The organism is Azospirillum brasilense, assembly GCF_007827815.1.
GTDB lineage: Bacteria > Pseudomonadota > Alphaproteobacteria > Azospirillales > Azospirillaceae > Azospirillum > Azospirillum brasilense_C.
In genome coordinates, this window is sequence record NZ_VITH01000001.1 from 364,194 (window position 1) to 387,719 (window position 23,526).

At 69.0% G+C, this 23,526-nt stretch carries 24 protein-coding genes; 17 read left to right on the forward strand and 7 right to left on the reverse strand.

Going from position 1 to position 23,526, the window contains the following annotated elements:
* The first annotated feature begins 71 nt into the window (after positions 1 to 71).
* The 4 genes from FBZ83_RS01690 to FBZ83_RS01705 all read left to right on the forward strand — a co-directional run bounded on the left by FBZ83_RS01690 (position 72) and on the right by FBZ83_RS01705 (position 4,303).
* Positions 72 to 1,748 (forward strand): methyl-accepting chemotaxis protein, encoded by a 1,677-nt coding sequence (locus FBZ83_RS01690; RefSeq protein WP_145680785.1) that lies wholly within the window; start codon positions 72 to 74, stop codon positions 1,746 to 1,748.
* 63 nt (positions 1,749 to 1,811) lie between these two features.
* Complete coding sequence (gene ruvX, locus FBZ83_RS01695; protein ID WP_145680786.1) at positions 1,812 to 2,384, forward strand: Holliday junction resolvase RuvX; 573 nt, start codon at positions 1,812 to 1,814, stop codon at positions 2,382 to 2,384.
* A gap of 7 nt (positions 2,385 to 2,391) precedes the next feature.
* Positions 2,392 to 3,321, forward strand: a complete 930-nt coding sequence (locus tag FBZ83_RS01700) for an AEC family transporter (protein ID WP_145680787.1) — start codon at positions 2,392 to 2,394, stop codon at positions 3,319 to 3,321.
* Positions 3,322 to 3,415: 94 nt separating this feature from the next.
* Positions 3,416 to 4,303, forward strand: coding sequence for a hypothetical protein (locus FBZ83_RS01705; protein ID WP_145680788.1), 888 nt, complete (start codon positions 3,416 to 3,418; stop codon positions 4,301 to 4,303).
* 21 nt (positions 4,304 to 4,324) lie between these two features.
* Here FBZ83_RS01705 and FBZ83_RS01710 read toward each other — a convergent pair whose 3' ends face one another.
* From FBZ83_RS01710 to FBZ83_RS01720, 3 genes are all read right to left on the reverse strand, one after another.
* Positions 4,325 to 5,071 carry an SAM-dependent methyltransferase gene (locus FBZ83_RS01710; RefSeq protein WP_145680789.1) on the reverse strand — a complete coding sequence of 249 codons (747 nt, stop codon included), beginning with the start codon at positions 5,069 to 5,071 and terminating at the stop codon, positions 4,325 to 4,327.
* A gap of 154 nt (positions 5,072 to 5,225) precedes the next feature.
* Positions 5,226 to 5,657, reverse strand: coding sequence for a GFA family protein (locus FBZ83_RS01715; RefSeq protein WP_145680790.1), 432 nt, complete (start codon positions 5,655 to 5,657; stop codon positions 5,226 to 5,228).
* A 36-nt stretch (positions 5,658 to 5,693) separates the two neighbouring features.
* Positions 5,694 to 5,924 (reverse strand): DUF1127 domain-containing protein, encoded by a 231-nt coding sequence (locus FBZ83_RS01720; RefSeq protein ID WP_145680791.1) that lies wholly within the window; start codon positions 5,922 to 5,924, stop codon positions 5,694 to 5,696.
* Between the two features lie 167 nt (positions 5,925 to 6,091).
* Here FBZ83_RS01720 and FBZ83_RS01725 point away from each other — a divergent pair, with 167 nt between their 5' ends.
* The 6 genes from FBZ83_RS01725 to plsY are packed head-to-tail and all read left to right on the forward strand — an operon-like array spanning position 6,092 to position 10,898.
* Positions 6,092 to 7,045 (forward strand): transcriptional regulator GcvA, encoded by a 954-nt coding sequence (locus FBZ83_RS01725; RefSeq protein ID WP_145680792.1) that lies wholly within the window; start codon positions 6,092 to 6,094, stop codon positions 7,043 to 7,045.
* Positions 7,046 to 7,075: 30 nt separating this feature from the next.
* Complete coding sequence (locus FBZ83_RS01730; protein WP_145680793.1) at positions 7,076 to 7,432, forward strand: DUF6152 family protein; 357 nt, start codon at positions 7,076 to 7,078, stop codon at positions 7,430 to 7,432.
* Positions 7,433 to 7,460: 28 nt separating this feature from the next.
* Positions 7,461 to 7,967 carry a hypothetical protein gene (locus FBZ83_RS01735; RefSeq protein ID WP_145680794.1) on the forward strand — a complete coding sequence of 169 codons (507 nt, stop codon included), beginning with the start codon at positions 7,461 to 7,463 and terminating at the stop codon, positions 7,965 to 7,967.
* Between the two features lie 55 nt (positions 7,968 to 8,022).
* Positions 8,023 to 9,000, forward strand: a complete 978-nt coding sequence (locus tag FBZ83_RS01740) for an aspartate carbamoyltransferase catalytic subunit (RefSeq protein ID WP_145680795.1) — start codon at positions 8,023 to 8,025, stop codon at positions 8,998 to 9,000.
* On the forward strand, positions 8,993 to 10,300 hold the full coding sequence (locus tag FBZ83_RS01745) for a dihydroorotase (protein WP_145680796.1): 1,308 nt from the start codon (positions 8,993 to 8,995) through the stop codon (positions 10,298 to 10,300). Before FBZ83_RS01740 ends, FBZ83_RS01745 begins: the two co-directional genes overlap by 8 nt.
* 4 nt (positions 10,301 to 10,304) lie before the next feature.
* The gene (gene plsY / locus FBZ83_RS01750; RefSeq protein ID WP_145623934.1) at positions 10,305 to 10,898 is read left to right on the forward strand and encodes a glycerol-3-phosphate 1-O-acyltransferase PlsY; all 594 of its coding nucleotides are present in this window, start codon (positions 10,305 to 10,307) and stop codon (positions 10,896 to 10,898) included.
* 10 nt (positions 10,899 to 10,908) lie between these two features.
* On the opposite strand, the gene FBZ83_RS01755 is transcribed toward plsY, so the two are convergent.
* Both FBZ83_RS01755 and FBZ83_RS01760 read right to left on the reverse strand, forming a co-directional pair.
* Positions 10,909 to 11,292 carry a response regulator gene (locus FBZ83_RS01755; protein ID WP_145680797.1) on the reverse strand — a complete coding sequence of 128 codons (384 nt, stop codon included), beginning with the start codon at positions 11,290 to 11,292 and terminating at the stop codon, positions 10,909 to 10,911.
* Positions 11,293 to 11,382: 90 nt separating this feature from the next.
* Positions 11,383 to 13,275 carry a DEAD/DEAH box helicase gene (locus FBZ83_RS01760; RefSeq protein WP_145680798.1) on the reverse strand — a complete coding sequence of 631 codons (1,893 nt, stop codon included), beginning with the start codon at positions 13,273 to 13,275 and terminating at the stop codon, positions 11,383 to 11,385.
* Between the two features lie 246 nt (positions 13,276 to 13,521).
* Between FBZ83_RS01760 and FBZ83_RS01765 the strand changes: the two genes are divergently transcribed.
* From FBZ83_RS01765 to FBZ83_RS01795, 7 genes are all read left to right on the forward strand, one after another.
* Entirely contained in the window at positions 13,522 to 13,821 is a 300-nt protein-coding gene (locus FBZ83_RS01765; RefSeq protein ID WP_014198409.1) for a cupin domain-containing protein, read from the forward strand.
* A gap of 26 nt (positions 13,822 to 13,847) precedes the next feature.
* A complete protein-coding gene (locus FBZ83_RS01770; protein WP_014198408.1) occupies positions 13,848 to 14,267 on the forward strand; it encodes a hypothetical protein in 420 nt (139 codons plus the stop codon).
* Between the two features lie 213 nt (positions 14,268 to 14,480).
* Positions 14,481 to 15,134, forward strand: coding sequence for a metal-dependent hydrolase (locus FBZ83_RS01775; RefSeq protein WP_145680799.1), 654 nt, complete (start codon positions 14,481 to 14,483; stop codon positions 15,132 to 15,134).
* A gap of 216 nt (positions 15,135 to 15,350) precedes the next feature.
* Complete coding sequence (locus tag FBZ83_RS01780; protein ID WP_145680800.1) at positions 15,351 to 16,967, forward strand: hypothetical protein; 1,617 nt, start codon at positions 15,351 to 15,353, stop codon at positions 16,965 to 16,967.
* 181 nt (positions 16,968 to 17,148) lie between these two features.
* Positions 17,149 to 17,685 (forward strand): (2Fe-2S)-binding protein, encoded by a 537-nt coding sequence (locus FBZ83_RS01785; protein WP_145680801.1) that lies wholly within the window; start codon positions 17,149 to 17,151, stop codon positions 17,683 to 17,685.
* The gene (locus FBZ83_RS01790) at positions 17,682 to 18,680 is read left to right on the forward strand and encodes an FAD binding domain-containing protein (protein WP_145680802.1); all 999 of its coding nucleotides are present in this window, start codon (positions 17,682 to 17,684) and stop codon (positions 18,678 to 18,680) included. Before FBZ83_RS01785 ends, FBZ83_RS01790 begins: the two co-directional genes overlap by 4 nt.
* Positions 18,677 to 20,953: a xanthine dehydrogenase family protein molybdopterin-binding subunit gene (locus FBZ83_RS01795; RefSeq protein WP_145680803.1), complete on the forward strand. Its 2,277-nt coding sequence runs from the start codon at positions 18,677 to 18,679 to the stop codon at positions 20,951 to 20,953. The genes FBZ83_RS01790 and FBZ83_RS01795 overlap by 4 nt, the downstream gene beginning before the upstream one ends.
* Positions 20,954 to 21,089: 136 nt before the next feature.
* On the opposite strand, the gene ahpF is transcribed toward FBZ83_RS01795, so the two are convergent.
* Positions 21,090 to 22,670: an alkyl hydroperoxide reductase subunit F gene (gene ahpF / locus FBZ83_RS01800; protein ID WP_040134338.1), complete on the reverse strand. Its 1,581-nt coding sequence runs from the start codon at positions 22,668 to 22,670 to the stop codon at positions 21,090 to 21,092.
* Positions 22,671 to 22,901: 231 nt separating this feature from the next.
* Entirely contained in the window at positions 22,902 to 23,465 is a 564-nt protein-coding gene (gene ahpC, locus FBZ83_RS01805) for an alkyl hydroperoxide reductase subunit C (RefSeq protein WP_145680804.1), read from the reverse strand.
* Positions 23,466 to 23,526 lie beyond the last annotated feature (61 nt).

A 23,526-nucleotide genomic window follows, 5' to 3' on the forward strand; every position in this document is an offset into this window, starting at 1 on the left:
TTAGATTGACCAACATACAAATCAAATTCGTGCCGAAGCCATTTCATCTCACTCAACCCGGCAGGCCTCCGATGACAGCATCACTGACGCTGGCGAAACGTCTTTTCCTCGGCTTCGGCATCGGCGTGGCGGGCTTCGCCGCCGTCGCGCTGTTCAACACCATCGCCATGACGCGGCTGAGCGATCTGCAGCAGGAGGGGATGCGGCGGGTCGCCGACGCCACGACGCTGACCGAACTCGCCGGTTATGACGGGCGCCTCTACAAGATCGTCGCCGACGCACAGATCAACGGCTACGCGCCGCAGCACGACGAACAGTGGAAGACCGTCCGCGGGAACGCCGAACTCTACATCCGCAGGACCGCCGAAGTGATGGACACGCCGGACGAGCGCGCTTGGGCGGACGAGGCCGAACGGCATTTCCGGGCCGCCGTGGACATCTTCGAGACGGAGATGCTGCCCATCCTGCGCAACGGACCCGCCGACGCGCGGACCCGCGCCATGGACGACCGCATCGACCGCGAGCTGGCCGCCATGTCTGACCTCTACGAGAAGATCAAGCTCTCCACCGCCCGCGAGGCCAGGGAAGCGGACGAGGAGTACGACACCACCGCCGACCGCTACGGCGCGATCGGGGTGGCGATCTCGCTGGGCATGACGGCGATCCTGCTGCTCACCGCTCTGCTGACCACCCGCGCAGTGGCCCGGCCGGTGCGCGCCATGACGGAGGCGATGCGCCGGCTGGCCGACGGCGATCTCTCCATCACCGTCCCCGCCCGGAACCGGCGCGACGAGATCGGCGCGATGGCCGGCGCCATGCTGGTCTTCAAGGACAGCCTCCAGCGCAACCGCGCCATGGAGGAGGAGGCCCGGCAGGCCGACCAGCGGGCCGCGGCGGACAAGCGGCGGCTGATGAATGAGCTGGCCGGCTCCTTCCAGACCGGCGTCCAGGGCATGGTCGGCGCGGTCGCCGCGGCGGCGGGCCAGCTCCAGAGCAGCGCGCGCAGCATGACGGCCATCGCCGAGCGGACGACGGCCCAGGCATCCTCCGTCGCCACGGTGACCGAGCAGGCGTCGGGCAACGTCCAGACCGTCGCCTCCGCCACCGACGAGTTGAGCGGCTCCATCGCCGAGATCGCCCAGCAGGTCGACGGCGCGGCGCGCACCAGCCGGACCGCGCTCGACGAGGCGCAGCGCACCAACGCCACGGTGGAAAGCCTGTCCGGCACGGCGGAGCGCATCGGCAGCGTGGTCCAGCTCATCCAGCAGATCGCCTCGCAGACCAACCTGCTGGCGCTGAACGCCACCATCGAGGCCGCCCGCGCCGGGGAGGCCGGCAAGGGCTTCGCCGTCGTCGCCAACGAGGTGAAGGGCCTCGCCAACCAGACCGCCCGCGCCACCGAGGAGATCGCCGCCCAGATCCAGGCGATCCAGGAGGAAACCCAGGACGCCGTGTCGGCGATCCGGGGCATCGCCGACACGGTGCGGCAGGTGAACGACATCGCCGGGTCCATCGCCCTGTCCGTGGAACGCCAGACCACGGCGACCGGGGCGATCGCGCGCAACGTCCAGCAGGCCGCCAAGGGGACCGCCGACGCCTCGCACAGCATCCGGCAGGTCAACGACGCCTCCCGCGAGGCCGGTCAGGCGGCGGCCGATGTGCTGCAGGCTGCCAACAGCCTCGGCGACCACGCCCAGGCCATGCGCCGGTCGGTGGACGAGTTCGTGCAGCGCATCCGCAATGCCTGAGGCGCCTCGCGCCCTGCGCCGCCGGGCTTGCCGTCCGGGCTTGCGGCTTCTATGGTTCGCGGCATGATCCACACGCTTCCCGAACTGGCCGCCCGCCTGGGCCGGGGCCAGCGCCTGCTCGGCCTCGACGTCGGCACCAAGACCGTCGGCATGGCCGTGTCCGACCCCAACTTCGTCGTCGCCTCGCCGATCGGCACGCTGAAGCGCACGAAGTTCACCCAGGACGCCCGCGAGCTGTCGCGGACGCTGCGCGATTACGGGATCGGCGGGCTGGTGATCGGCCTGCCACTGAACATGGACGGGTCGGAGGGGCCGCGCGCCGAGTCCACCCGTGCCTTCGCCAAGAACCTGATGGAGCGGTCCGACCTGCTGGGCTGGGACGCTGAGATCGCTTTCTGGGACGAGCGGCTGTCGACCTCCGCGGTGGAGCGTTTCATGATCGGCGAGGCCGACATGACCCGCAAGCGCCGGGACGAGGTCGTCGACAAGATGGCCGCCGCCTACATCCTGCAAGGCGCGCTGGACGCCCTGGCCCACATCCGCCGCATGGAGCGGGAGCAGCGGGAGCGCGACGAGTACGACAACGACATCGGCGGCGACATCGGCGGCGGCGACAGCAGCGGCGGGGACGCCTGACGACCCCATGCTGCCCATCGCCGGGGCGCTGGCTCCGATCTTCCTGCTGATCCTATTCGGCCAGGGGTTGCGCCGCCGCGCCGTGATCCCCGAGTCCGCTTGGCCGTCGCTCGACCGGTTGACCTATCTTCTCTTCTTTCCCTGCCTGATCGTGGACGAGCTGACGCGGAGCGATCTGCGCGCTCTGTCCATGGGCCCGATGGGCGGGACGATGGCGGCGGGGATCTTCGCCGGCGCCGTCCTGGCGCTTGCCGTCCGGCGCCCGATCGGGCTGGACGGTCCGGCCTTCACCTCGGTCTTTCAGGGGGCGATCCGGCCCAACACCTATGTGGGGCTGGCCGGGGCCGGCGCCCTCTACGGCTCCGCCGGGCTGACGCTGACGGCGGTGGGCATCGCCGTTGTGGTGCCGTTGGTCAACCTGCTCTGCGTCACGGCGATGGTGCGCTATGGACGGGTGGCGGACGGCGTGCCACAACGCAATGGCATGGGCGCGGTCGTCTCCGGCATCCTGCGCAACCCGATCATCATCGCCGTCGCCATCGGCGCCGTCCTGAACCTCAGCGGGATCGGCCGGATTCCAGTGATAGGCGACGTGGTGGGCATCCTGGCGCGGGCCGCCCTGCCCATGGGGCTGCTCTCGGTCGGCGCGGGGCTGGACCTTGCCGCGGCGCGCAGCGCCGGGCTCGGCGTGGCGCTGTCCAGCGTCCTGAAGCTGCTGCTGGTCCCCGCCGCGACGGCGCTTGCCGGGCTGTGGCTGGGCGTGGACGGGCTGCCGCTGACCATCGCGGTGCTGTTCAACGCCCTGCCCTGCTCGGCCAGTTCCTACGTCCTGGCCCGGCAGATGGGTGGCGACCATGCACTGGTGGCCGGCATCATCACCGTCCAGACTCTCGCCTCCGCCGCGACGCTGCCGCTGGTCGTCGCCCTGGCGGGCTGACGGTCCGTCGCCGTTCATAAGCGGCCATTCATGGTTCGTTAGGAATTGCCCGGAAACACTACTCTGGCTAGTTTTTCCTGGGAGTCGCACAGCCATGACCATCAGCCAGACGACAACTCACAGCCATACATTGTCGTCGGCGCCTCGGGAAGCGATCCTGGGCAAGCCCTTGGGAAGCATCTCGGTGGCGACGCGGTCCTCATCGGCCGAGCCTCCCGCCTCCGGACCGGTGGACACGGTCAGCCTGTCCGCCCAGGCTCAATTCCGGATGAGCGGCGCCACCCGAATGGCCGTGACCGCCGACTCGCTGGCTCAAGCGGCGGCGGCCGCCGAAACGGTGCCGGGACTGAACGCGGATGCGGAACTCTTCACACCCGAAGCGTTGGCGGCCCATGCCGATTGGCGGGAAAAGCACAACGAGTACCGGGGGAAGGTTCGCAGCCTCGTCGACCAGACCTTCGGCTTGAGCGCAGACGGGAACAGTTGGGCGGCGGGCGGAGCCGCGCTGACCGCCATAAAGAATCTCGCGGAAAAGAACGGGCTGGTCGAACCGGACATGCCCCCGGCCGTAGCCAAAATGCTGCAGACGACGGGCGAAAGCATGTGGACTGATAAAAGCGGCGTGTCCACCGGCATGTTCGACGTGACGTTCCTCCCGAAGGGCACGGAGAAAGGCGGGAACCTCCGCATCCTGTTCGACGGCGCCAGGAAACCCGACGCCGACACGTCCCTGGTCGATTTGAAGACGGGGGGCCTGAAGGCTCAAGCCGCCCTGTCGAGCATCCGGGCCTCGGCGCTGGGTGCGGCGCTGGACAGCGTGGGCGGCTGGACTCCGGGCAGCGCGGCCAACGCCTACGCCATCACGAACGGCACGGACAGACGCGGCGGGGTCGTTGGCATGGTGATCGCCAACGGCGTGGAAGATGAAGCCAGGGAGCGCTCCGCCACCATTCTCAAGACGCTTCAGAGCCTGATTCCGTAAGGCGGAGAACCCGACAGCCCGTTATCGCCTGATCAGCGCGAACACACCCCATCCCAGATGCTCACGCGTGTGGGTGGCGTAGCGCTCGGGCTCCGAGGTCAGTTTGTCCCGGACCTCCGGCGCAAGCCCGTCGTCGGGGTTGGCGTCGAGCCACCGGCGCATGGTCAGCCATTTGGCCGCCTCGTAGCGGTCCCAGCCGTCCTGGTCGGCGAGCATCATCTCGACGACGTCGAAGCCAAGCTCGCGGAAGGACGCGAGAAGGCCCGGCAGCGTGAGAAAGTCGGAAACCGCCCGGGCAAGACATCCCCGGGCGACGTCGTCGGTGGGCGGCAGGCGCCGCCAGTAGGGCTCGCCGACGAGGATGATGCCGCCGCGGCGCAGGCTGCGTTCCAGCAGGTCGATCGTGCCGGCGACCCCACCGCCAATCCAGGTGGCCCCGACGCAGGCCGCCACGCCGACCGTCTCGGCGGAGACATAGCCCGCGGCATCGCCATGCACGAACGATACCCGGTCGGCGACGCCGAGTTCCACGGCGCGGCGCTTCGCCTGCTCGGTGAACAGCCGGCTCATGTCGATGCCGGTGCCGACGATGCCGTGGTCGCGCGCCCAGGTGCACAGCATCTCCCCCGACCCGCTGCCGAGGTCGAGGACCCGCGTCCCGGGCTCCAGACGCAACGCCGCGCCGAGCGTGGCGAGCTTCTCCGGGGTGATCGGGTTGTGGATGCGGTGGGCGCTTTCCGTGATGTTGAAGATCCGCGGAATGTCCATCACCGTATCCCCCGAGAATGATGCGAATAATTCTTTCCAGAACCCGAATAGTCTTGGTGAAAACATCCGAGTGGAATCAGGCTAGCATGATTCCACGCTCGATAGCCGGAGTTTCAGGGCCAGCGCAATAATGTGCGACGACTTGTCCCGCCACTTATGGCGGCTCGGGAGCGCCCTGGGGGAAGCGCTCCAGACCGTCGTCGATGGTGTAATAGTCCGCCTTGTCCGCCACATGGATGTGCCGCAGCGTGGCGAGGCCGGTCGGCTGGTCCAGGCTGCCGGCGGCGACGTCGAACAGGTTGGACCCGTCGCCGTTCCAGAACAGCGAAGACCCGCAACGCGCGCAGAATCCGCGTTGCGCCTTCGCCGACGAGCGGTACCAGGACAGGGTGCCCTCCGCGTCGGACACCGCCACCGCCGTGCGGGGGACGGTGATGTAGGCGCCGAAGTGGCCGTGAAAACGCCGGCACTGGCCGCAATGGCAGTTCACCACCCCCATGGGCCGCTCGGTCACCGTGTAGCCCAAGGCGCCGCACAGGCATCCACCCGCCAGAACACCGCCCACCAGAACTCCGCCATCGCTCATCGGTCCGCTCCCGTCCGTTTCCCAGATGGAATTGCCTCAGCCCTGCCAGAAGGGCTTGTCGGCCTCGGTCACCGCGTCGGCGCGGGACAGGCCGATGTCCTGCAACAGATGATCCGGCAAAGCCTCCAACGCCCGCCGCTGCCGCCGCCGCTCGTTCCAGGTCGCCACCGTGTCGAACAGGGCGACCAGCGCACCGCCGATCCCCTGGCCGGGCCGCTCCTGGGCGTCGGTGCGGGTGTTCAAGCCGTCATTCATGCTCTGGGCCATGACCGCGTCTCCTCGTGTCTCCGGTGGTCGTTGGCGTCTGTCGCCCGACGTTCCGGACTGTGTTCCGTGACTGGAGGATGAGCCACCCGGTCCTTGCGCACAAACGACGCTTTCTCATAGTTTGGATTAGGAAAACTAATCCGAAGCCCGTGTCCCGGAGTCGCTCCATGGCCCGCCGCCTGCCGCCGCTGAACGCCCTGCGCGCCTTCGAATCCGCCGCGCGGCACCTGTCCTTCACCAAGGCGGCGGAGGAGCTTCACGTCACCCAGGCCGCCGTCAGCCACCAGATCAAGGGGCTGGAGGAATGGCTGGGCATGCCGCTGTTCCGCCGGATGAACCGCGCGCTGATCCTGACCGAGACCGGGCAGTCCTACCTGCCGCCGGTGCGCGACGCGCTCGACACGCTGTCGCACGCGACGGAGCGGCTGTTCCGCATGGACGGGTCCGGCGCGCTGACCATCTCGACCATGCCGAGCTTCGCCGCGAAGTGGCTGGTCATGAGGCTGGGCCGCTTCCAGGCCCGCCATCCGGAGCTGGAGGTGCGGCTGCACACCACCCCGCAGCTCGTGGATTTCACCCAGCAGGACGTGGACATCGGCATCCGCTTCGGCGCCGGCAACTGGCCCGGCCTGCGCTGCGAGCGGCTGATGACCGAGGACATCTACCCGGTGTGCAGTCCGTCGCTTCTCGACGGCCCCCGCCCCCTGTGCTGCCCGGAGGACCTGCGCCACCACACGCTGCTCCATGACGACTACTTCATCACCTGGGGCACCTGGGGCGAGGCCGCGGGCATCGGCGGGCTGGACCACGCCCGCGGCCCGCGCTTCGACGATTCGGCGCTGCTGCTCCAGGTCGCGGCGGAGGGCGGCGGCGTGGCTCTGGCCCGCGGCGTCCTGGTGGCGGACGATGTCGCCGCCGGGCGGCTGGTGCGGCTGTTCGACGTCCATCTGCCGGGCAACTACGCCTATTACGTCGCCGCCCCGCCCCATTACTTCTCGCGCCCGAAGGTGAAGGCGTTCCGCGACTGGCTGTTCGAGGAGGCCGCCGCCGATCCTACGGACGCTCACAGCCGGACCTTGTCCGCGGCGGAGTCCGCCACAACCTCTTCCCCAGACGCCTGAACAGACGCCTGACCGGGGAAAGGTTGCGCCATGACGCCCGCACGCCCACTCGCCCTCGCCACCCTGCTGTCCGCTTCGCTGGCCTGGCCCGCGGCCGCCCACCATGGCTGGGGCGGCTATGAAGCGGGACAGGAGATGACGCTGACCGGCACCGTGCAGCAGATCGCCTTCAACAACCCGCACGCCATGCTGAACCTCCAGGCCGACGGCAAGGCCTGGCACGTCGTGCTCGCCCCGCCCAGCCGGATGAGCACGCGCGGCCTGCCCGCCGATTCGATCAAGCCCGGCCAGACCGTGACGGTGGTCGGCTATCCCGCCAAGTCCGACCCGGCGGAGTTGCGGGCGGAGCGCATCACCGCCGCCGACAAGACCATCGAGCTGCGCTGACGGCGGCCCCCGCGCCCAGTCGCTCAGCATGGACCACGATCTCGCCCCCGCCGGCCCCGGCTGGCTCGTCGCGCTGGAGACGTCCGGGCTCGGCGAATCGCTGCGCCAGTCGATCTGGCTCTATCCGCTGGTCGAGATCACGCACATCCTCGGTTTCGCGCTTCTCGTCGGGTCCATCCTGGCCTTCGACCTGCGTCTGATCGGGGTCCGGGCGCCGCTGCTGCCGGCGGATGCGCTGGCGCGGCTGCTCCTGCCGGTGGCGGTGACCGGCTTCGCGCTGGCGGTGCCGACCGGCCTCCTCCTCTTCACGACGGAGGCGACGGCGCTGGCGGGCAACCCGGCCTTCCTGGCGAAGCTGGCGCTGATCGGGCTGGCCCTGCTCAACATCCTGGCCTTTCACCGGCTCGCCGGCCGTCGGATGGCGGAGTGGAGCCTTGCGGACCAGCCGCCACCGGGTGCCCGGTTCGCGGGCGCTGCCTCGCTCGCGCTGTGGGTCGGCGCCCTGGCCTGCGGGCGCCTCATCGCCTACCTTTAAAAAGGTCATAGGGCGCGCTTGCGGGCGTCCGGGACCGCTCCTATAGTCGCGGCCCATGACCGGATCGCCCCATTCCACGACGGTTTTCCCGCACCGCCACCTCCTTGGCATCGAGGGGCTGACGGCAGGCGAGATCACCACCATCCTCGACCTCGCCGACGGCTACGTCGAGCAGAACCGCCAGCCCACGAAGAAGTCGTCGCTTCTCGACGGCCGGACGATCGTCAACCTCTTCTTCGAGAATTCGACCCGCACCCGCACCAGCTTCGAGCTGGCCGGCAAGCGGCTCGGCGCCGACGTCATCAACATGTCGTCGGACGGCAGCTCGGTGAAGAAGGGCGAGACGCTGATCGACACGGCGATGACGCTGAACGCCATGCACCTCGACGCGCTGGTCGTTCGCCACGCCGATTCGGGGGCGGTGAAGCTGCTGGCCGACAAGGTCAACTGCTCGGTCATCAACGCAGGCGACGGCCATCACGAGCACCCGACGCAAGGGCTCCTGGACGCGCTGGCGATCCGCCGCCGCCTCGGCAGCCTCGAAGGGCTGATCGTGGCGATCTGCGGCGACATCCTGCACAGCCGCGTCGCGCGCTCCAACATCCATCTGCTGAACGCCATGGGTGCCCGCGTCCGCGTCGTGGCGCCGCCGACGCTGATCCCCTCGCAGATCGACCGGCTGGGCGTCGAGATCCACCACTCCATGGCGACCGGCCTGAAGGACGCCGACGTGGTGATGATGCTGCGTCTCCAGACCGAGCGGATGAGCGGCCAGTATGTCCCCTCGACCCGCGAATACTTCTACTTCTACGGCCTCGACTACGAGAAGCTGGCGGTGGCGAAGCCGCACGCGGTGGTCATGCACCCCGGCCCGATGAACCGCGGCGTCGAGATCGATTCGGAGGTCGCCGACGACCTCAAGCGCTCCATGATCCTCGATCAGGTGGAGCTGGGCGTGGCCGTCCGCATGGCCGTGCTCGACCTTCTCACCCGCGACCCTACTAAAAATGAAGGCCGGGGTTCCAATGCCTAATTCCAACGCACCCCGCGTCGCCTACCGCAACGCCCGCCTGCTCGACCCCGCCAGCGGCCTGGACCAGCGGGGCGACCTGCTGACCGAAGGCGCGAAGATCGCCGACTTCGGCCCGTCCCTGTTCGCCGACGGCGTGCCGGAGGGGATCGAGGTCGTCGACCTCCAGGGCCAGTGCCTCGCCCCGGGCCTCGTCGACATGCGCGTCCTGATCGGCGAGCCCGGCGAGGAGGAGAAGGACACCATCAAGAGCGCGTCGCGCGCCGCGGTGGCCGGCGGCATCACCGCCGTGGTCCTGCTGCCCAACACCGATCCGGTGACCGATGAGGTGGCGAGCCTGGAGTTCATCGCCCGGCGCGCCCGCGAGGTGCGTCTGGTCAAGGTCTTCGCCTACGCCGCCGCCACCCGCGGGACCGAGGGCAACGAGATCACCGAGATGGGCCTGCTGTCCCGCGCCGGGGCCGTGGCCTTCACCGACGGCACCAAGGCGATCGCCAGCGCCAAGGCGATGCGCCGCGCGCTCAGCTACGCCCGCACCTTCGACAAGCTGATCGTCCAGCATCCGGAGGAGCCGAGCCTCGCCAGCGGCGGCATGATGAATTCGGGCGAACGCGCCACCCGCCTCGGCCTCGTCGGCATCCCGCGGGAGGCCGAGATCATCATGATCGAGCGCGACCTGCGCCTGCTTGAACTTTCCGGCGGCCGGCTGCACTTCGCCCACGTCTCGACCGGCGAGTCGGTGGACCTGATCCGCCGCGCCAAGGCGCGCGGGCTGAAGGTCACCTGCGACACCGCCCCGCACTACTTCGCCCTGACCGAGACGGACGTCGGCGACTACCGCACCTTCGCCAAAGTGTCGCCGCCGCTGCGCGGCGAGATGGACCGGCGGGCCATCGTGGAAGGTCTGGCCGACGGCACCATCGACGCCATCGCGTCCGACCACACGCCGCAGGACCAGGACCAGAAGCGCCTGCCCTTCGCCCAGGCAGCCTGCGGCGTGATCGGGCTGGAGACGCTGTTCCCGCTGACGCTGGAGCTGGTGCACAAGGGCGCCATGCCGCTGCTGAAGGCGCTGGCCTGCGTGACCGTGAAGCCGGCCGAACTCCTCGGCCTGCCGCTCGGCCGCATCGCCAAGGGGGCGCCCGCCGACCTGATCGCCTTCGACCTGGACGTGCCGTGGAAGGTGGACGTGGCCGCCTTCAAGTCGAAGTCGAAGAACAGCCCCTTCGAGGACCGCCCCGTCCAGGGCCGTCCGCTGCGCACCGTGGTGGACGGGCGCACCGTCTGGCAGTTCGAGGGCTGATCCGGTGACCCTCCTGATCTCGGCCCTGCTCGGCTACCTGCTGGGTTCGATTCCCTTCGGCTTGGTGCTGACCCGGCTGGCCGGGCTGGGCGACATCCGCAAGATCGGCTCCGGCAACATCGGCGCCACCAACGTGCTGCGCACCGGCAACAAGCCGCTCGCCGCCGCCACCCTGATCCTGGACAGCGGCAAGGGCGCCATCGCCGCCCTGCTCGCCCTCGCCTGGGCGGGGCCGGAGGCCGCGGTCTTCGCGGCGGGCGGCGCCATGCTGGGCCACAGCTTCCCGGTCTGGCTCGGCTTCAAGGGCGGCAAGGGCGTGGCGACGGCGCTCGGCGTGCTGCTGGCGGTGTCCTGGCCGGTCGGCGTGATAGCCTGCGCGACGTGGCTCGCCATGGCCTTCCTGTTCAAAATTTCGTCGCTGTCAGCCCTGACCGCCCTTGGCCTCAGCCCGATCTTCGGCTGGATCTTCGGCGGGCCGCTGGTGGCGGGTCTGTGCCTGTTCATCGCCGTGCTGGTCGCCATCCGCCATTCCGCGAACATCAAACGCCTGCTGAAGGGCGAGGAGCCGAAGATCAGCTTCGGCAAGAAGAAGGCCTGACCACGTCCGGTCAGGTCTTCAGGAACACCTGATCCATCGCCGCCAGAAGTTCCCCCGCCAGGACGGGCTTGCGCAGGATCACCAGCGGTCCGCCCTCCCCGTCCTGCAAACCGGGGATTCCGTCCTCGGGCGGAGAGGCGGACAGCACGACGATGGGCAGGTCGGGCCAGTTGCGGCGCAACTGGCGGATCATCGCCTCGCCACCCAGGCGCGGCATGACCAGATCGGTGATGACGGCGTCGAAGCGGCCCTCGGCCAGGGCGCTCAGCCCGGCTTCGCCGTCCGTCACGGTGGTCACCGTGCAATGGGCCATTTCCAGCATGCGGGCCATCGCCATGGCGGTGAGCGAATCGTCCTCCACGAGAAGAATCTTGAGCGGCCTCGCGAAACGCACCGGTAACCTCCACGGGTGGCGAACGGGCCGACACATTCTACGAAGGCCGATGTCTTCGCTCCTGCAAAAAAGTGTGCCGGGGTGCGTTATTTAGGACGCCGGCTTTCCCGTTCCAGGGGATGGCGTCCGGCGGGCCGGTTTCGAAAAGGCCGTGACCGACCCCGCCCCTCGGCCCTTGCGGCGGCTCGACCAGCGGTATTGCGGGTCGTCGGCGATCAGGTGCAGGTGATCGGAGATGCGGTTGCGCTCCAGCCAGCCGAGGGCGGCCTCAAGCTCCGACAGGGTCATCTCCGACCGCGCCTTGTTCATGCAGCGCTTCAGCACGGCGTTGTAGGTGTGGTAGCTGACCGGCCCTTCGGCGACGAGGTTGTTGTCCTGGTCCTCGATCACCTGGGCCGCCACGATCTGGCCGATGCGCTGGCGCAAATGATGCTCAACCGCGCTGGGCACCTGCACCCCGTCCTTTGACGGGCGCTCGGCCGAGGGGCGGTCGGCGGAATCGCGCCCCGGCGGCGGGTTGCCGAAATCGGGGCCGGGCGCCACCACGGCGAAGCGCAGGGCCGTCGCGTTGGATTCCAGCGGGATGATCTCCGGCTCCGCCTCCACCGTGCGCTCGAAGGGCAGTTCGTGCTGGCGCCGCATCTTGACCATGGCACGCGTGCCCTGCTGGGTCTCGACCATCTGGCGGAACCGCTCGAACATCATGTCGGAGGGGTGGTAGATCACCGCCCGCTGCTGCTCGTAGGCGCCGGCGTGGGGATCGACGCGGGTGGCCCGCGCGATGGCCTGCTCCAGCCAGGGGCGGGAGCGGATGTGGGTCAGACAGGCGACGTGCGAGATGGCCGGCGCGTCCAGCCCCTCATAGGCCATGGCGACGGAGACCAGAACGGCGGGTTCGGGGCGCAGGCGGAAGGCGGCCACCACCTCCTGCGCGTCGCGCCGTTCGGAAATGGCGATCTGCGCCATCCGCGCCGCCTGCGCGCCGGGCATCCAGCCGCGCAGCGTGTCGAGGTAGTTGCGGGCGGTCTCCTGGTCCGGCGCGATCACCAGCAGCTTGCCCAACCCGGCGCCCTCATGCTCCGCCCCATTTGGACCGGTCGCCGCCGCGCGCCGCTTCGCCCGGTGCTCGCGGCAGGAGCGGTAGGCCTCGCGCAGCATGGCCTGGGCGAAGCCGGTGCGCAGCGCGGTGAACAGGGCGTCGCGGGTGTTCTCCCCGGCGCGGGACAGCGCGTCGACGCTGCGCGTCGTCCGCTCCGCGTCCAGCCATGTCGCGGTGCCGTCCATCGCGCCGAAGGTCACCGGAAGGATAGCCTTCTCGGCCAGCGCCTGCCGCCGCGAATAGCCGACGATGGCCCACCCCGGCGCCTTGAAATCGATCTCGCGCACCCGCCGAACCCCCTGCGGGGTGCGGTAGGGCAGCCAGAGGATGGGGCGCCCGTCCGCCCGCTCCAGGGTGCCGCTCATCAGCAGCCGGGCGGCGGCGCTTTCCAGAAGCGGCAGGATGGAGCGGCTCCAGGCGGTCTCGTCCTCCGCCGTGGACGCCGCACCGCTGTCGGCGACGGCGGGCAGGTGGTGCAATTCGTCCACGGCCAGCAGATAGCGGTGGCGGCGGAACTCCTGAAGGTGCAGGTCCGGGGCCGCCGCGACCGCCTGATAGGTGGTGACGTAGCCCTGGAGGCCGCGGCAGGGATCGCGCCCGTTCTCCGCCGCCCGCAGTGCGATCCCGTGACCCAGCGCCTCGCGCCAGCGCGGATCGGCGAAGGCCTCCTCCGCCTGCCGGCGCAGGCTGTCGCGCGGCACGATCCAGCAGATGCGGTCGATCAGCCCGGCGCGCATCAGCGCCGCCCCCATGATGACCGGCAGCAGCGACTTGCCTCCACCCGGCGTCACCGCGGCCAGCACGTCCCGCACGTCCGTCTGCCGCTGCGCGATGGCCGCGGCGACGCCGGCGACCATGGTCTGGTGGCTCCTCAACGCTGGCATGCCGGCCTGACGCCCCTCCCTGACGGTTTTGCGCGGTACGGACCGGCAAGGCTAAGCTGCGGGGAGTCATCGGGTCACGGATTCAATCGTAGGTAGACATCCTCCAAAGGAGGGGGGCTGCTCGCCAAAGGAGTCCGAAGGAAAGGCGCCGGATGCGCTTCGGTCTGGGCGCGGCTCGGGCTTCGTGGTACACGAATTGTTCTTTTGAAAAGTCCCCAACGAGACGAGCAACGAGGGCACCAGACGATGAGCACCCGTCCGCAGGCGGTTTCCACCCAGCATGTCGAGAACGAGCGCACCCGCGTCACCGAATGGCGTCTGGTGCCGGGGGCGGAAACCGGCGCCCATGTGCACGGCTACGACTATGTGATCGTTCCGGTGACGGCCGGCGCCTTCACCATCGTCGATCCGGACGGCAACGCCCGCCAGTTCCCGCTGGAACCGGGCCGTTCCTATTTCCGCAAGGCCGGCGTCAGCCACAACGTCATCAACGACGGCGACAGCGACATCGTCTTCGTCGAGGTCGAATTCCTCCAGCCCGGCTGACCCCTCACGCCCGATCCGACTGACCGATGCACCGCGGCTCCACCATGTTCGACTATGGCCAGGACGGCGACGAGCCGCTTCCCGACGCCGTCATCCGTTCCGGCGGGCCGCGGTCCGTCCAGCATTTGCTGCTCTCGCTGTCGCCCGAAAATCCGCTCTACCTCTACGCCGACGCGGCGGACGCCGGAGGCGGGGCCTATTACCGGGACTCCCGCGAGGTCTGGCAATCGCTGGCCGACGGGGAGGGGCAGCGCTGGCGCTGGTTCGTCGGCAGCCAGGGCCGCGTCGTCGAGGCCGCCCCCGGCGACGTCCATGGCCTGCGCCGCGCCGCACCGGTCGCCCTGACCATCACTTGGTACAGCCTGCCGGACCGCGAAAGCGTCGGGCGGGTGCGCAACGCCCTGCGCGCCATCGGCGCCACCTGCAGCCGCGGCCCGGCGGGCTGAGGGCGTGCCTCCATCGCGGACGCCTGTGAACGCATAGGGGCCATGTCATTTCGGAATCCCTCTTGATCAGGCCGGGATTGTGTGGGCGCGACTTCTGTCCTAGTGTTAGGAACCAGGAATCCGGGAGCAAACGACAGAGTGGCCGTCACCCAGGCACAGCCTTCGCGCGTTCTGACGCCCTGTGCCTCATCGCTCGTCCCGCGGTGACCGCCCATGATGGCCTCTTCCCACATGATCGTCGGCGGGGCGGCGTGGTTTTACGCCTCGGCGCGATTCGGCCTGCCCTTCGATGTGGTGGCCTTCGGGGCGGCGGTGGTCGGGTCCCTGGCACCGGACATCGACCATCCCAAATCGACGCTCGGCCAGTTGATGCGGCCCCTGTCGAACGTGATCTCCGCCGTCTTCGGGCATCGCGGCGTCACCCACTCCACACTGGCCATCGCGGGATGCTTCTGGGCCCTGCACGAGTACGCGGACTACTCGCACCTGATCCTGCCCTTCCTGATCGGTTATCTGACCCATCTGGCCGGCGACCTGCTGACTCCGGCGGGGCTGCCGCTGCTGTGGCCGATCAAGCGGCGGCGCAACTTCGCGCTGCCCATCCTGAAGACCGGCGGATTCTCGGAGCAGTTGGCGGTCACGCTGCTGGCCGGCTGGATGATTTCCGGCCTGTTCTCCGCCTCCTGGCCGGGCCTGCCTCTCGACCGCCTGCCTTTCGACAATTGGATCGCGATGGACCGCCCGTGGCGCTCCGCCGTCGTCGCGGCGCAAGGTTTCCTCGGAGAGGAGGGGCGGGAACGCAGCGCGCCCCCCATCCCCGCGCGCAAACCCGCCGAGCCGGCGAAGACCCGACCGCTGAAAGGCTGAGTCATGACCGCCCGGGTTGTGTTTTTAATGTAACGGTCAATGAGTCATCTTTGCTTTCTGTTTCATCAACCTTGTTACATTTCGTCATAGAGCCCGCGAAAATCTGTCTTTGTCACCGCTTAGTGATTCGTTAGGCTTTTTAGGCATATTCTAACAACCATATCCAATCGATCTTAGATTGAAATTCCACACGCATCGATGCGGATGGGTCCGACCATGGCAAAGCTCCGGATGTCGAAAGAGACGCAGGCAGCCGACGGCGCTCCGCCCGATGCGGTGACGGCGATGCCACCGCTGCACCTCTCGCTGTCCGGCCTGCCCGGCGGGCAGGACAAGAGTCTGAAGCGTGTGTCGGACGTGCTGGCCCCGCTGGACCATGGGCAGAAGCTCCAGCTCTACAAGATGATCCGCGACGGGTATCTGGAGGACATGGCCGAGCCGGTCGCCCAGATGCTGGTCACCATGCTGAACGGGCGGCGGTCGGAGCACGCGCGCCGCGTCTGGACCGGCCTGTTCGACGCGCTGATCCTGCGCGACGATTCGTTGCTGACCAGCGGGGTGCGGCTGGCCGGCGCCCTGCACCTGGCGGACGTCAGCGCCTGGTGGTTCGCCCTGGCCCCGCGCCTGGAGCCGGCGGTCGGCCGCGTCCAGGAGACGGTGGCGCGCCTCGCCAAGGACCAGCCGCTGAACGAGATCTTCGCCTCCGCCGAGGCGCAGGTCTGGGCCGACGAGCTGCGCCAGCGCAGCCTTGCCGTGCTGGCCCGCCTGCGCGCCACGCCCGCGGAGGCGACCGCCTTCCTGGCCGAGGTGTCGGGCTTCCGCGCGCAGATGTTGAAACGCCACGGCGTGCGCCAGCGCGAGGGTGTCGCCCGTGCGGAGCTGGAGCGGATGGAAACCATCCTTCTGGCGGCCCCGGCCTGGGCGGACCAGCCCCTGCCGTCGCTGCTGCACGGCGACCCGGTGCGTCTGGGGCGGGAGATGGTGCGCCGCGGCGACTGCACGCGCGAGGGGGCGGCCATGTTCGCGGTGGCCGGCCTGCACCGGCGCGACGACGCCGCCCTGGCGATCCGCCTGTTCGAAGCCTTCCCCGTCGCCGTCGCCAAGGACGCCATCATTGGCCGCCTTCTGGTCGCCGCGGAGGCGCTGAAGGCCACGCTGACCGGCAGCTTCCTCAGCAAGCCGGGCCTGCTGGTGGCGGACGCGGTCGACGACCGCGACCATCCCTCCGCCCAGCTGCAGCATTTCCTGGCCTGGTACGACGCCGTCCACGCGCTGGAGCTGGACACCACCGACCGCGAACGCAACATGGTCCATCAGGCGTTCCGCGAGCTGAGCAACGCCGTGCACGAGGACCTTGCCCCCGTCCTGGCGCGGCGGATCGAGGCGCTGACCATGCACAGCGTGCTCGACCCGCTGATCGAGCGCGTGCGCTTCGTCAACGAATTTCAGTCGCAGCTGGCGCGGCGCGGCATCGTGTCGTCGGGCAAGCCGTGGCGGGCGGAGGACGGCAACCACGTCGCCACGGTGTTCCGCCGCCTGTCCTCCACCGGCGCCGCCGAAGGGCTGCGGGCGCTGGGCCAGCTCGCCGATCTGGCGGACATGCTGAGCTACCCCATTGAGATCACCGCGCTCGACATCGCGCTGGCCGGGGTGATCGAGGCGGCCCTGCGGCAGCAGAAGACGTTCGGCGACTCGGAATCCCGCCTGATCGACCGCGTCATCGCCGTGTCGAGCGACGAGCGCAAGCGCTGCCGCTGGTGGGTCGCTCCGGAAGTCGTCACCCTGCTGGACGCCGCGGAGAAATCCGGCATCGCCGGCACCGCGAAGAAGTAACCGCGGACCACCGATCCCACACTTCCTCTGCCTGTTCCCAAATTGCGGGTGCGCCTGTTCACGGCCGGTTCGTTCCGGCTGCGGAACGGCGGTGCCAACCTCCTGTTGTCCGGACATGTGAAGTCGGCGCAGCCCGTTATCATGGCGGCGTCCGGCGCTCCCCCGCAGATCCGGAGTCTCCATGGCACCGCTCAAGGCCAGCCCGCGCCCGGCCGTCGTCCCGCCGCCCGCGCCGATTCCCGTCACATTGACCGTCAACGGGGTGGAGCGGACGCTCCATCTCGCTCCCTGGACGACCCTGCTCGACGCGCTGCGCCTGCATCTCGAGCTGACCGGCACCAAGAAAGGCTGCGACCATGGCCAGTGCGGGGCCTGCACCGTGCTTGTGGACGGGCGGCGCATCAACGCCTGCCTGACGCTGGCGGCGATGCAGGACGGCCGCAAGGTCACCACCATCGAGGGGTTGACCACCGGCGACTCGCTCCACCCGCTTCAGGACGCCTTCATCGAGCATGACGCCTTCCAGTGCGGCTACTGCACGCCGGGCCAGATCTGTTCGGCCGCCGGGCTGATCGCCGAAGGCAAGGCCACCACCGACGATGAGATCCGCGAGTTGATGAGCGGCAACCTGTGCCGCTGCGGGGCCTATCCCAACATCGTCGCGGCGATCCGGCAGGCCATGACCATCGCCGGCCCGAAGGCGGAGGGCGCGCCATGAGGTCCTTCACCTACGCCCGGGCCGACAGCGCGGCGGACGCCGTCGGGCGAGCCGGCGCCTCCGGGACGGCCTTCGTCGCCGGAGGAACCAACCTGCTCGACCTGATGAAGGCCGACGTGGCCCGGCCGGGCGGGCTGATCGACATTTCCCGCCTGCCGCTGGACCGGATCGAGGAGACGGCGGGGGGCGGCCTGCGGCTGGGCGCGCTGGCCCGCAACGCCGACACCGCCTACGACGAGCGCGTGCAGACCCGCTACCCCATGCTGTCCAAGGCGATCCTCGCCGGGGCCTCGGCGCAGCTCCGCAACATGGCGACCAACGGCGGCAACCTTCTGCAGCGGACCCGCTGCTACTACTTCTACGACACGGCCACCCCCTGCAACAAACGGGAGCCGGGGTCGGGTTGCGGCGCAATCGGCGGGGTAAACCGCATCCACGCCATCCTGGGCGCCAGTGACCAGTGCATCGCGGTTCACCCATCCGACCTCTGCGTCGCTTTGGCCGCCCTCGACGCGGTCGTCCAAGTGCGTGGGCCGGACGGCGAGCGCAGCATCCCCTTCGCCGAGTTCCACCGCCTGCCCGGCGACCGGCCGGAGATCGACACGACCCTGCGGCCGGGCGACCTCGTGACGTCCATCGACCTGCCGGCCAAGGGCTTCGCCGAGCATTCGACCTATCTGAAAATCCGCGACCGCGCCTCCTACGCCTTCGCGCTGGTGTCGGTGGCGGCGGGACTGGAGCTGGATGGCGGCACCGTCCGCGACGCCCGTCTGGCGCTGGGCGGGGTTGCCCACAAGCCCTGGCGCGACCCGGAGGCCGAAGCCGCCCTCATCGGCAAGCCCGCCGCGCCCGACAGCTTCCGCGCCGCCGCGCGCGTTCTGCTGCGCGACGCCAAGGGGCACGAGCACAACAGCTTCAAGATCGAACTCGCCGAGCGCGCCATCGTCCGCGCCTTGAGCGAAGCCGCCGACCGCAAGGGAGCGTCCCACCCATGACCGCCATTCCCAGCATTCCCGGCTTCCTGAAGGAGCCCAACGGCCCGATCGGTAAGCCCGTCAGCCGGGTGGACGGACGCAAGAAAGTGACCGGCGACGCCCACTACGCGGCCGAGTTCACCCTGCCGGACCTCGCCCACGGCTACATCGTCTCCAGTGCCATCGCGCGTGGTCGGATCACCCGGATCGATGCGTCCGCGGCGCTGGCCCTGCCCGGCGTCATCCACGTTTTCACCCACGAGAACCGGCCGAGCCTCGCTTGGTTCGACCGCAAATGGAAGGACGACGACGCGCCCAAGGGATCGCCCTTCCGCCCGCTCTACGACGCGGAAATCCACCACGCGCTCCAGCCGGTGGCGCTGGTGATCGCCGAGAGCTTCGAGCTGGCCCGCTACGCCGCCCGCCTCGTCCACATCGAGTATGAGGCGGCTCCCCACCAGACCGACCTGCGCGCCAACCGCGCGAACACCTTCACCCCCGGTAAGGACAAGGGCGGTTTCGAGCCCCCGCCGAAGCCCCGCGGCAACCCGGAGCAGGCCTTCCTGGACTCGCCCGTCCAGGTGGACGCGGAGTTCACCCAGGCGGCGGAATACCACAACCCGATGGAGATGCACGCCACCACCGTCCTGCACCACGACGACGGCACGCTGACCGTCCACGACAAGACCCAGGGCGCGCAGAACTGCCACACCTACATCTGCAACGTCTTCGGCTTGTCCAAATCCGCCGTGCGGGTGATGTCGCCCTTCGTCGGCGGCGCCTTCGGCTCCGGTTTGCGGCCGCAGCATCAGCTCTTCATGGCCATGCTGGCGGCGACGCAGTTGAAACGCTCCATCCGGGTGGAGCTGTCGCGTCCGCAGATGTTCAGCTTCGGCCACCGGCCCGAAACCATCCAGCGGGTGGCGCTGGGCGCCGAGCGCGACGGCACGCTGCGGGCGCTGATCCACGAGGCCGTGCAGGAAAGCTCCCAAAACGAGAACTATGTGGAGATCGTCGTCAACTGGTCGGGGCAGCAATACGCCTGCGACAACGTCCGCCTGGACTACAAACTGACGCGGCTGGACGTGCACACGCCGCTGGACCAGCGCGCGCCGGGGGCGGCGACCGGCGTCCCGGCCCTGGAAATCGCCATGGACGAGTTGGCCTTCAAGCTCGGCATGGACCCGCTGGAGCTTCGCCTGAAGAACTACGCGGAGACCGACCCCAACACCGGCACCCCCTTCTCCAGCAAGGAGCTGCGCGCCTGCTTCCGGCAGGGGGCGGAGCGGTTCGGCTGGGCGAAGCGCAGCCCCGCGCCGCGCTCCATGCGCGAGGGGCGGGAGTTGATCGGCTGGGGCATGGCGGCGGGGGTGTGGGACGCCATGCAGGGGCAGGCCGCCGCCAAGGCGGTGCTGGGCGTCGACGGCAAGCTGGTGGTGTCCAGCGCCACCGCCGACATCGGCACCGGCACCTACACCGTCATGACGCAGATCGCCGCCGACGTTCTGGGCCTGCCGATCGAGGAGGTGACCTTCTGCCTGGGCGATTCCTCGCTGCCCACCGCCCCCATCGAGGGCGGGTCCTGGACGGTCTCCACCGTCGGGTCGGCGGTGAAGGCGGTGTGCGACCGGGTGCGCTCACAGCTGTTCACGCTGGCCGGCAAGCTTGAGGACAACCCGCTGAAGGGCGTGGCGGAGGCGGATGTGCTTTTTGCCGATGGCCATCTGATCGTCCGGGACGACCGGTCGCGGCGGCTGTCCATCACCGACGTGATGCGCGGCTCCGGCACCCTCAGCATCGAGGAGGAGGCGCGCGCCCTGCCCTATCTGCTCGCGCGGGCACGGCACACCTTCGCCACCCATTCCGCCGTCTTCGTGGAGGTCCGGGTGGATGAGGATCTCGGCACCATCCGGGTGGCCCGCGTGGTCAGCGCCATCGCCGCCGGGCGCATCATCAACCCCAAGACGGCGCGCAGCCAGATTCAAGGCGCCGTGGTCTGGGGCATCGGCATGGGTCTGGAGGAGGAGGCCTTCACGGACCACCGGCTGGGCCGGGTGATGAACCACGATTACGCGGAGTACCATGTCCCTGTGAACGCCGACGTGCCGGACATCGACGTGCTGTTCGTCGAGGAGCACGACGACATGGTCAACGCGCTGGGCGCCAAGGGGGTCGGCGAGATCGGCATCGTCGGCGTTCCCGCCGCCATTGCCAACGCCATCCACCACGCGACCGGCGTGCGCGTGCGCGATTTCCCGATCACGTTGGACAAGGTGCTGGCGGGGCTGCGCTGACCGGATTGGGTGGTCGCGACGGGCTCCCACCCAATCCCCCCCGCTGACGCAGGGGAGGGCTTTTCTCCTCCCCCTGCGATAGCGGGGGGAGGCCGGGAGGGGGGCCCTACACGACCACCTCCCGTACCACTCCCCCTTACGCCGCCGCGACGGCCTCGACCGGCGCCATGCGGATCAGATAGTCGAAGGCCGACAGGGCGGCCTTCGAGCCCTCGCCCATGGCGATGATGATCTGCTTGTAGGGCACCGTCGTCGCGTCGCCCGCCGCGAAGACGCCGGGGATGGAGGTCTGGCCGCGGGCGTCCACCTCGATCTCGCCGCGCGGGCTCAGCGCCACCGAGCCCTTCAGCCATTCGGTGTTGGGCACGAGGCCGATCTGCACGAAGATGCCTTCCAGATCGATCCGGTGCACCTCGCCGGTGTTGCGGTTCTTGTAGCTGAGGCCGGTCACCTTGGTGCCGTCGCCATGCACCTCGGTCGTCAGGCCCGAGGTGATGACGCGCACGTTGGGCAGGCTGCGCAGCTTGCGCTGGAGCACCTCGTCGGCGCGGAGCTGGCTGTCGAACTCGATCAGCGTCACCTCGGCGACGATGCCAGCCAGATCGATGGCCGCTTCCACGCCGGAGTTGCCGCCGCCGATGACCGACACGCGCTTGCCCTTGAACAGGGGGCCGTCGCAGTGCGGGCAGTAGGCCACGCCCTTGTTGCGGTACTCGTCCTCGCCGGGGACGCCCATCTGCCGCCAGCGGGCGCCGGTCGACAGGATCACCGTCTTCGACTTCAGCGAGGCGCCGTTGGCGAGCTGGACCTCGATCAGGCCGCCCGGCCCCTCGGCGGGGATCAGCTTTTCCGCCCGCTGCAGGTTCATCACGTCGACCTCATACTCCTTGACGTGCTGCTCCAGCGCGGTGGCCAGCTTCGGCCCCTCGGTGTGGGAGACGGAGATGAAGTTCTCGATGGCCATGGTGTCGAGCACCTGACCGCCGAAGCGCTCCGCCGCAACGCCGGTGCGGATGCCCTTGCGCGCCGCGTAGATCGCCGCCGCGGCGCCGGCCGGGCCGCCGCCGATCACCAGCACGTCGAAGGCGTCCTTGGCCTTGATCTTCTCGGCGTCGCGCTGCGAGGCGCCGGTGTCGATCTTGGCGAGGATCTGCTCCAGCCCCATGCGGCCCTGTCCGAACGGCTCGCCGTTCAGGAAGATGGACGGCACGGCCATGATCTTGCGCGAGTCGACCTCCTGCTGGAACAGCGCGCCGTCGATGGCGACATGCTTGATCCGCGGGTTCAGGACGCTCATCAGGTTCAGGGCCTGCACCACGTCGGGGCAGTTCTGGCAGGACAGCGAGAAGTAGGTCTCGAAGCGATACTCACCCTCCAGCGCCTTCACCTGCTCGATGACCTCCGCCGACTCCTTGGAGGGGTGGCCGCCGACCTGCAGCAGGGCGAGGATGAGGGAATTGAATTCATGGCCCATCGGCAGGCCGGCGAAGCGGACGCCGATGTCGGTGCCGGTGCGCTTGATCGCGAAGGAGGGCTTGCGCGCGTCGTCGTCGGTGCGGACGAAGGTGATCTTGTCCGACAGGGACGCGATGTCCTGCAGCAGAGCCTGCATGTCCTGCGACTTGGCGCCGTCGTCCAGGGAGGCGGCCAGTTCGATGGGCTGCGTGATCTTATCGAAATAGGCCTTGAGCTGGCCTTTGACGTTGCTATCCAACACGGCGAGGGCTCCCGAAAGTGGTTTTTCGAAGCGAGCCCGGTGGCGCCAGGGCGGGTCCGGGCAGCAGAGTGTCTTTGAACAGACTTTTTTTGAACGGATGAAGGCCACTCGTGATCCGGGCCCGGAATCGATCCGGGCCCGAAACCGTGGCGCCGCGGCCAGCGTGGCCGCGGCCGAACCGTCCGGCCGCGGTAGCGGCCGGCGGTTCCCAGAGGATCAAGCCGGGGAGGCTTAGATCTTGCCGACGAGGTCGAGCGACGGGGCGAGCGTCTTCTCACCCTCTTCCCACTTGGCCGGGCAGACCTCGCCCGGATGCGAGGCGACGTACTGGGCGGCCTTCACCTTGCGGAGCAGCTCGCGGGCGTCGCGGCCGATGCCGCCGGCGGTGATCTCGACGATCTGGATCTTGCCGTCCGGGTCGACGACGAAGGTGCCGCGGTCGGCGAGGCCCTTCTCCTCGATCAGGATCTCGAAGTTGCGGCAGATCGTGGCGGTCGGGTCGCCGACCATGGTGTACTCGATCTTGCCGATGGCCGGCGAGGTGTCGTGCCAGGCCTTGTGGCAGAAGTGGGTGTCGGTCGAAACGCTGTAGATCTCAACGCCGAGCTTCTGGAACTCGCTGTAGTTATCGGCCAGGTCTTCCAGCTCGGTCGGGCACACGAAGGTGAAGTCCGCCGGGTAGAAGAAGACAACCGACCACTTGCCCTTCAGGTCGGCGTCGCTGACGTCGATGAACTTGCCGCCCTTGAAAGCGGTCGCCTTGAACGGCTTAATCTCGGTGTTGATCAAGGACATGATTTCTCCATCAGTCTGAATGATTGGAGCAAGCGTCACTCCGGTGTCCTGCCCGCTTGGC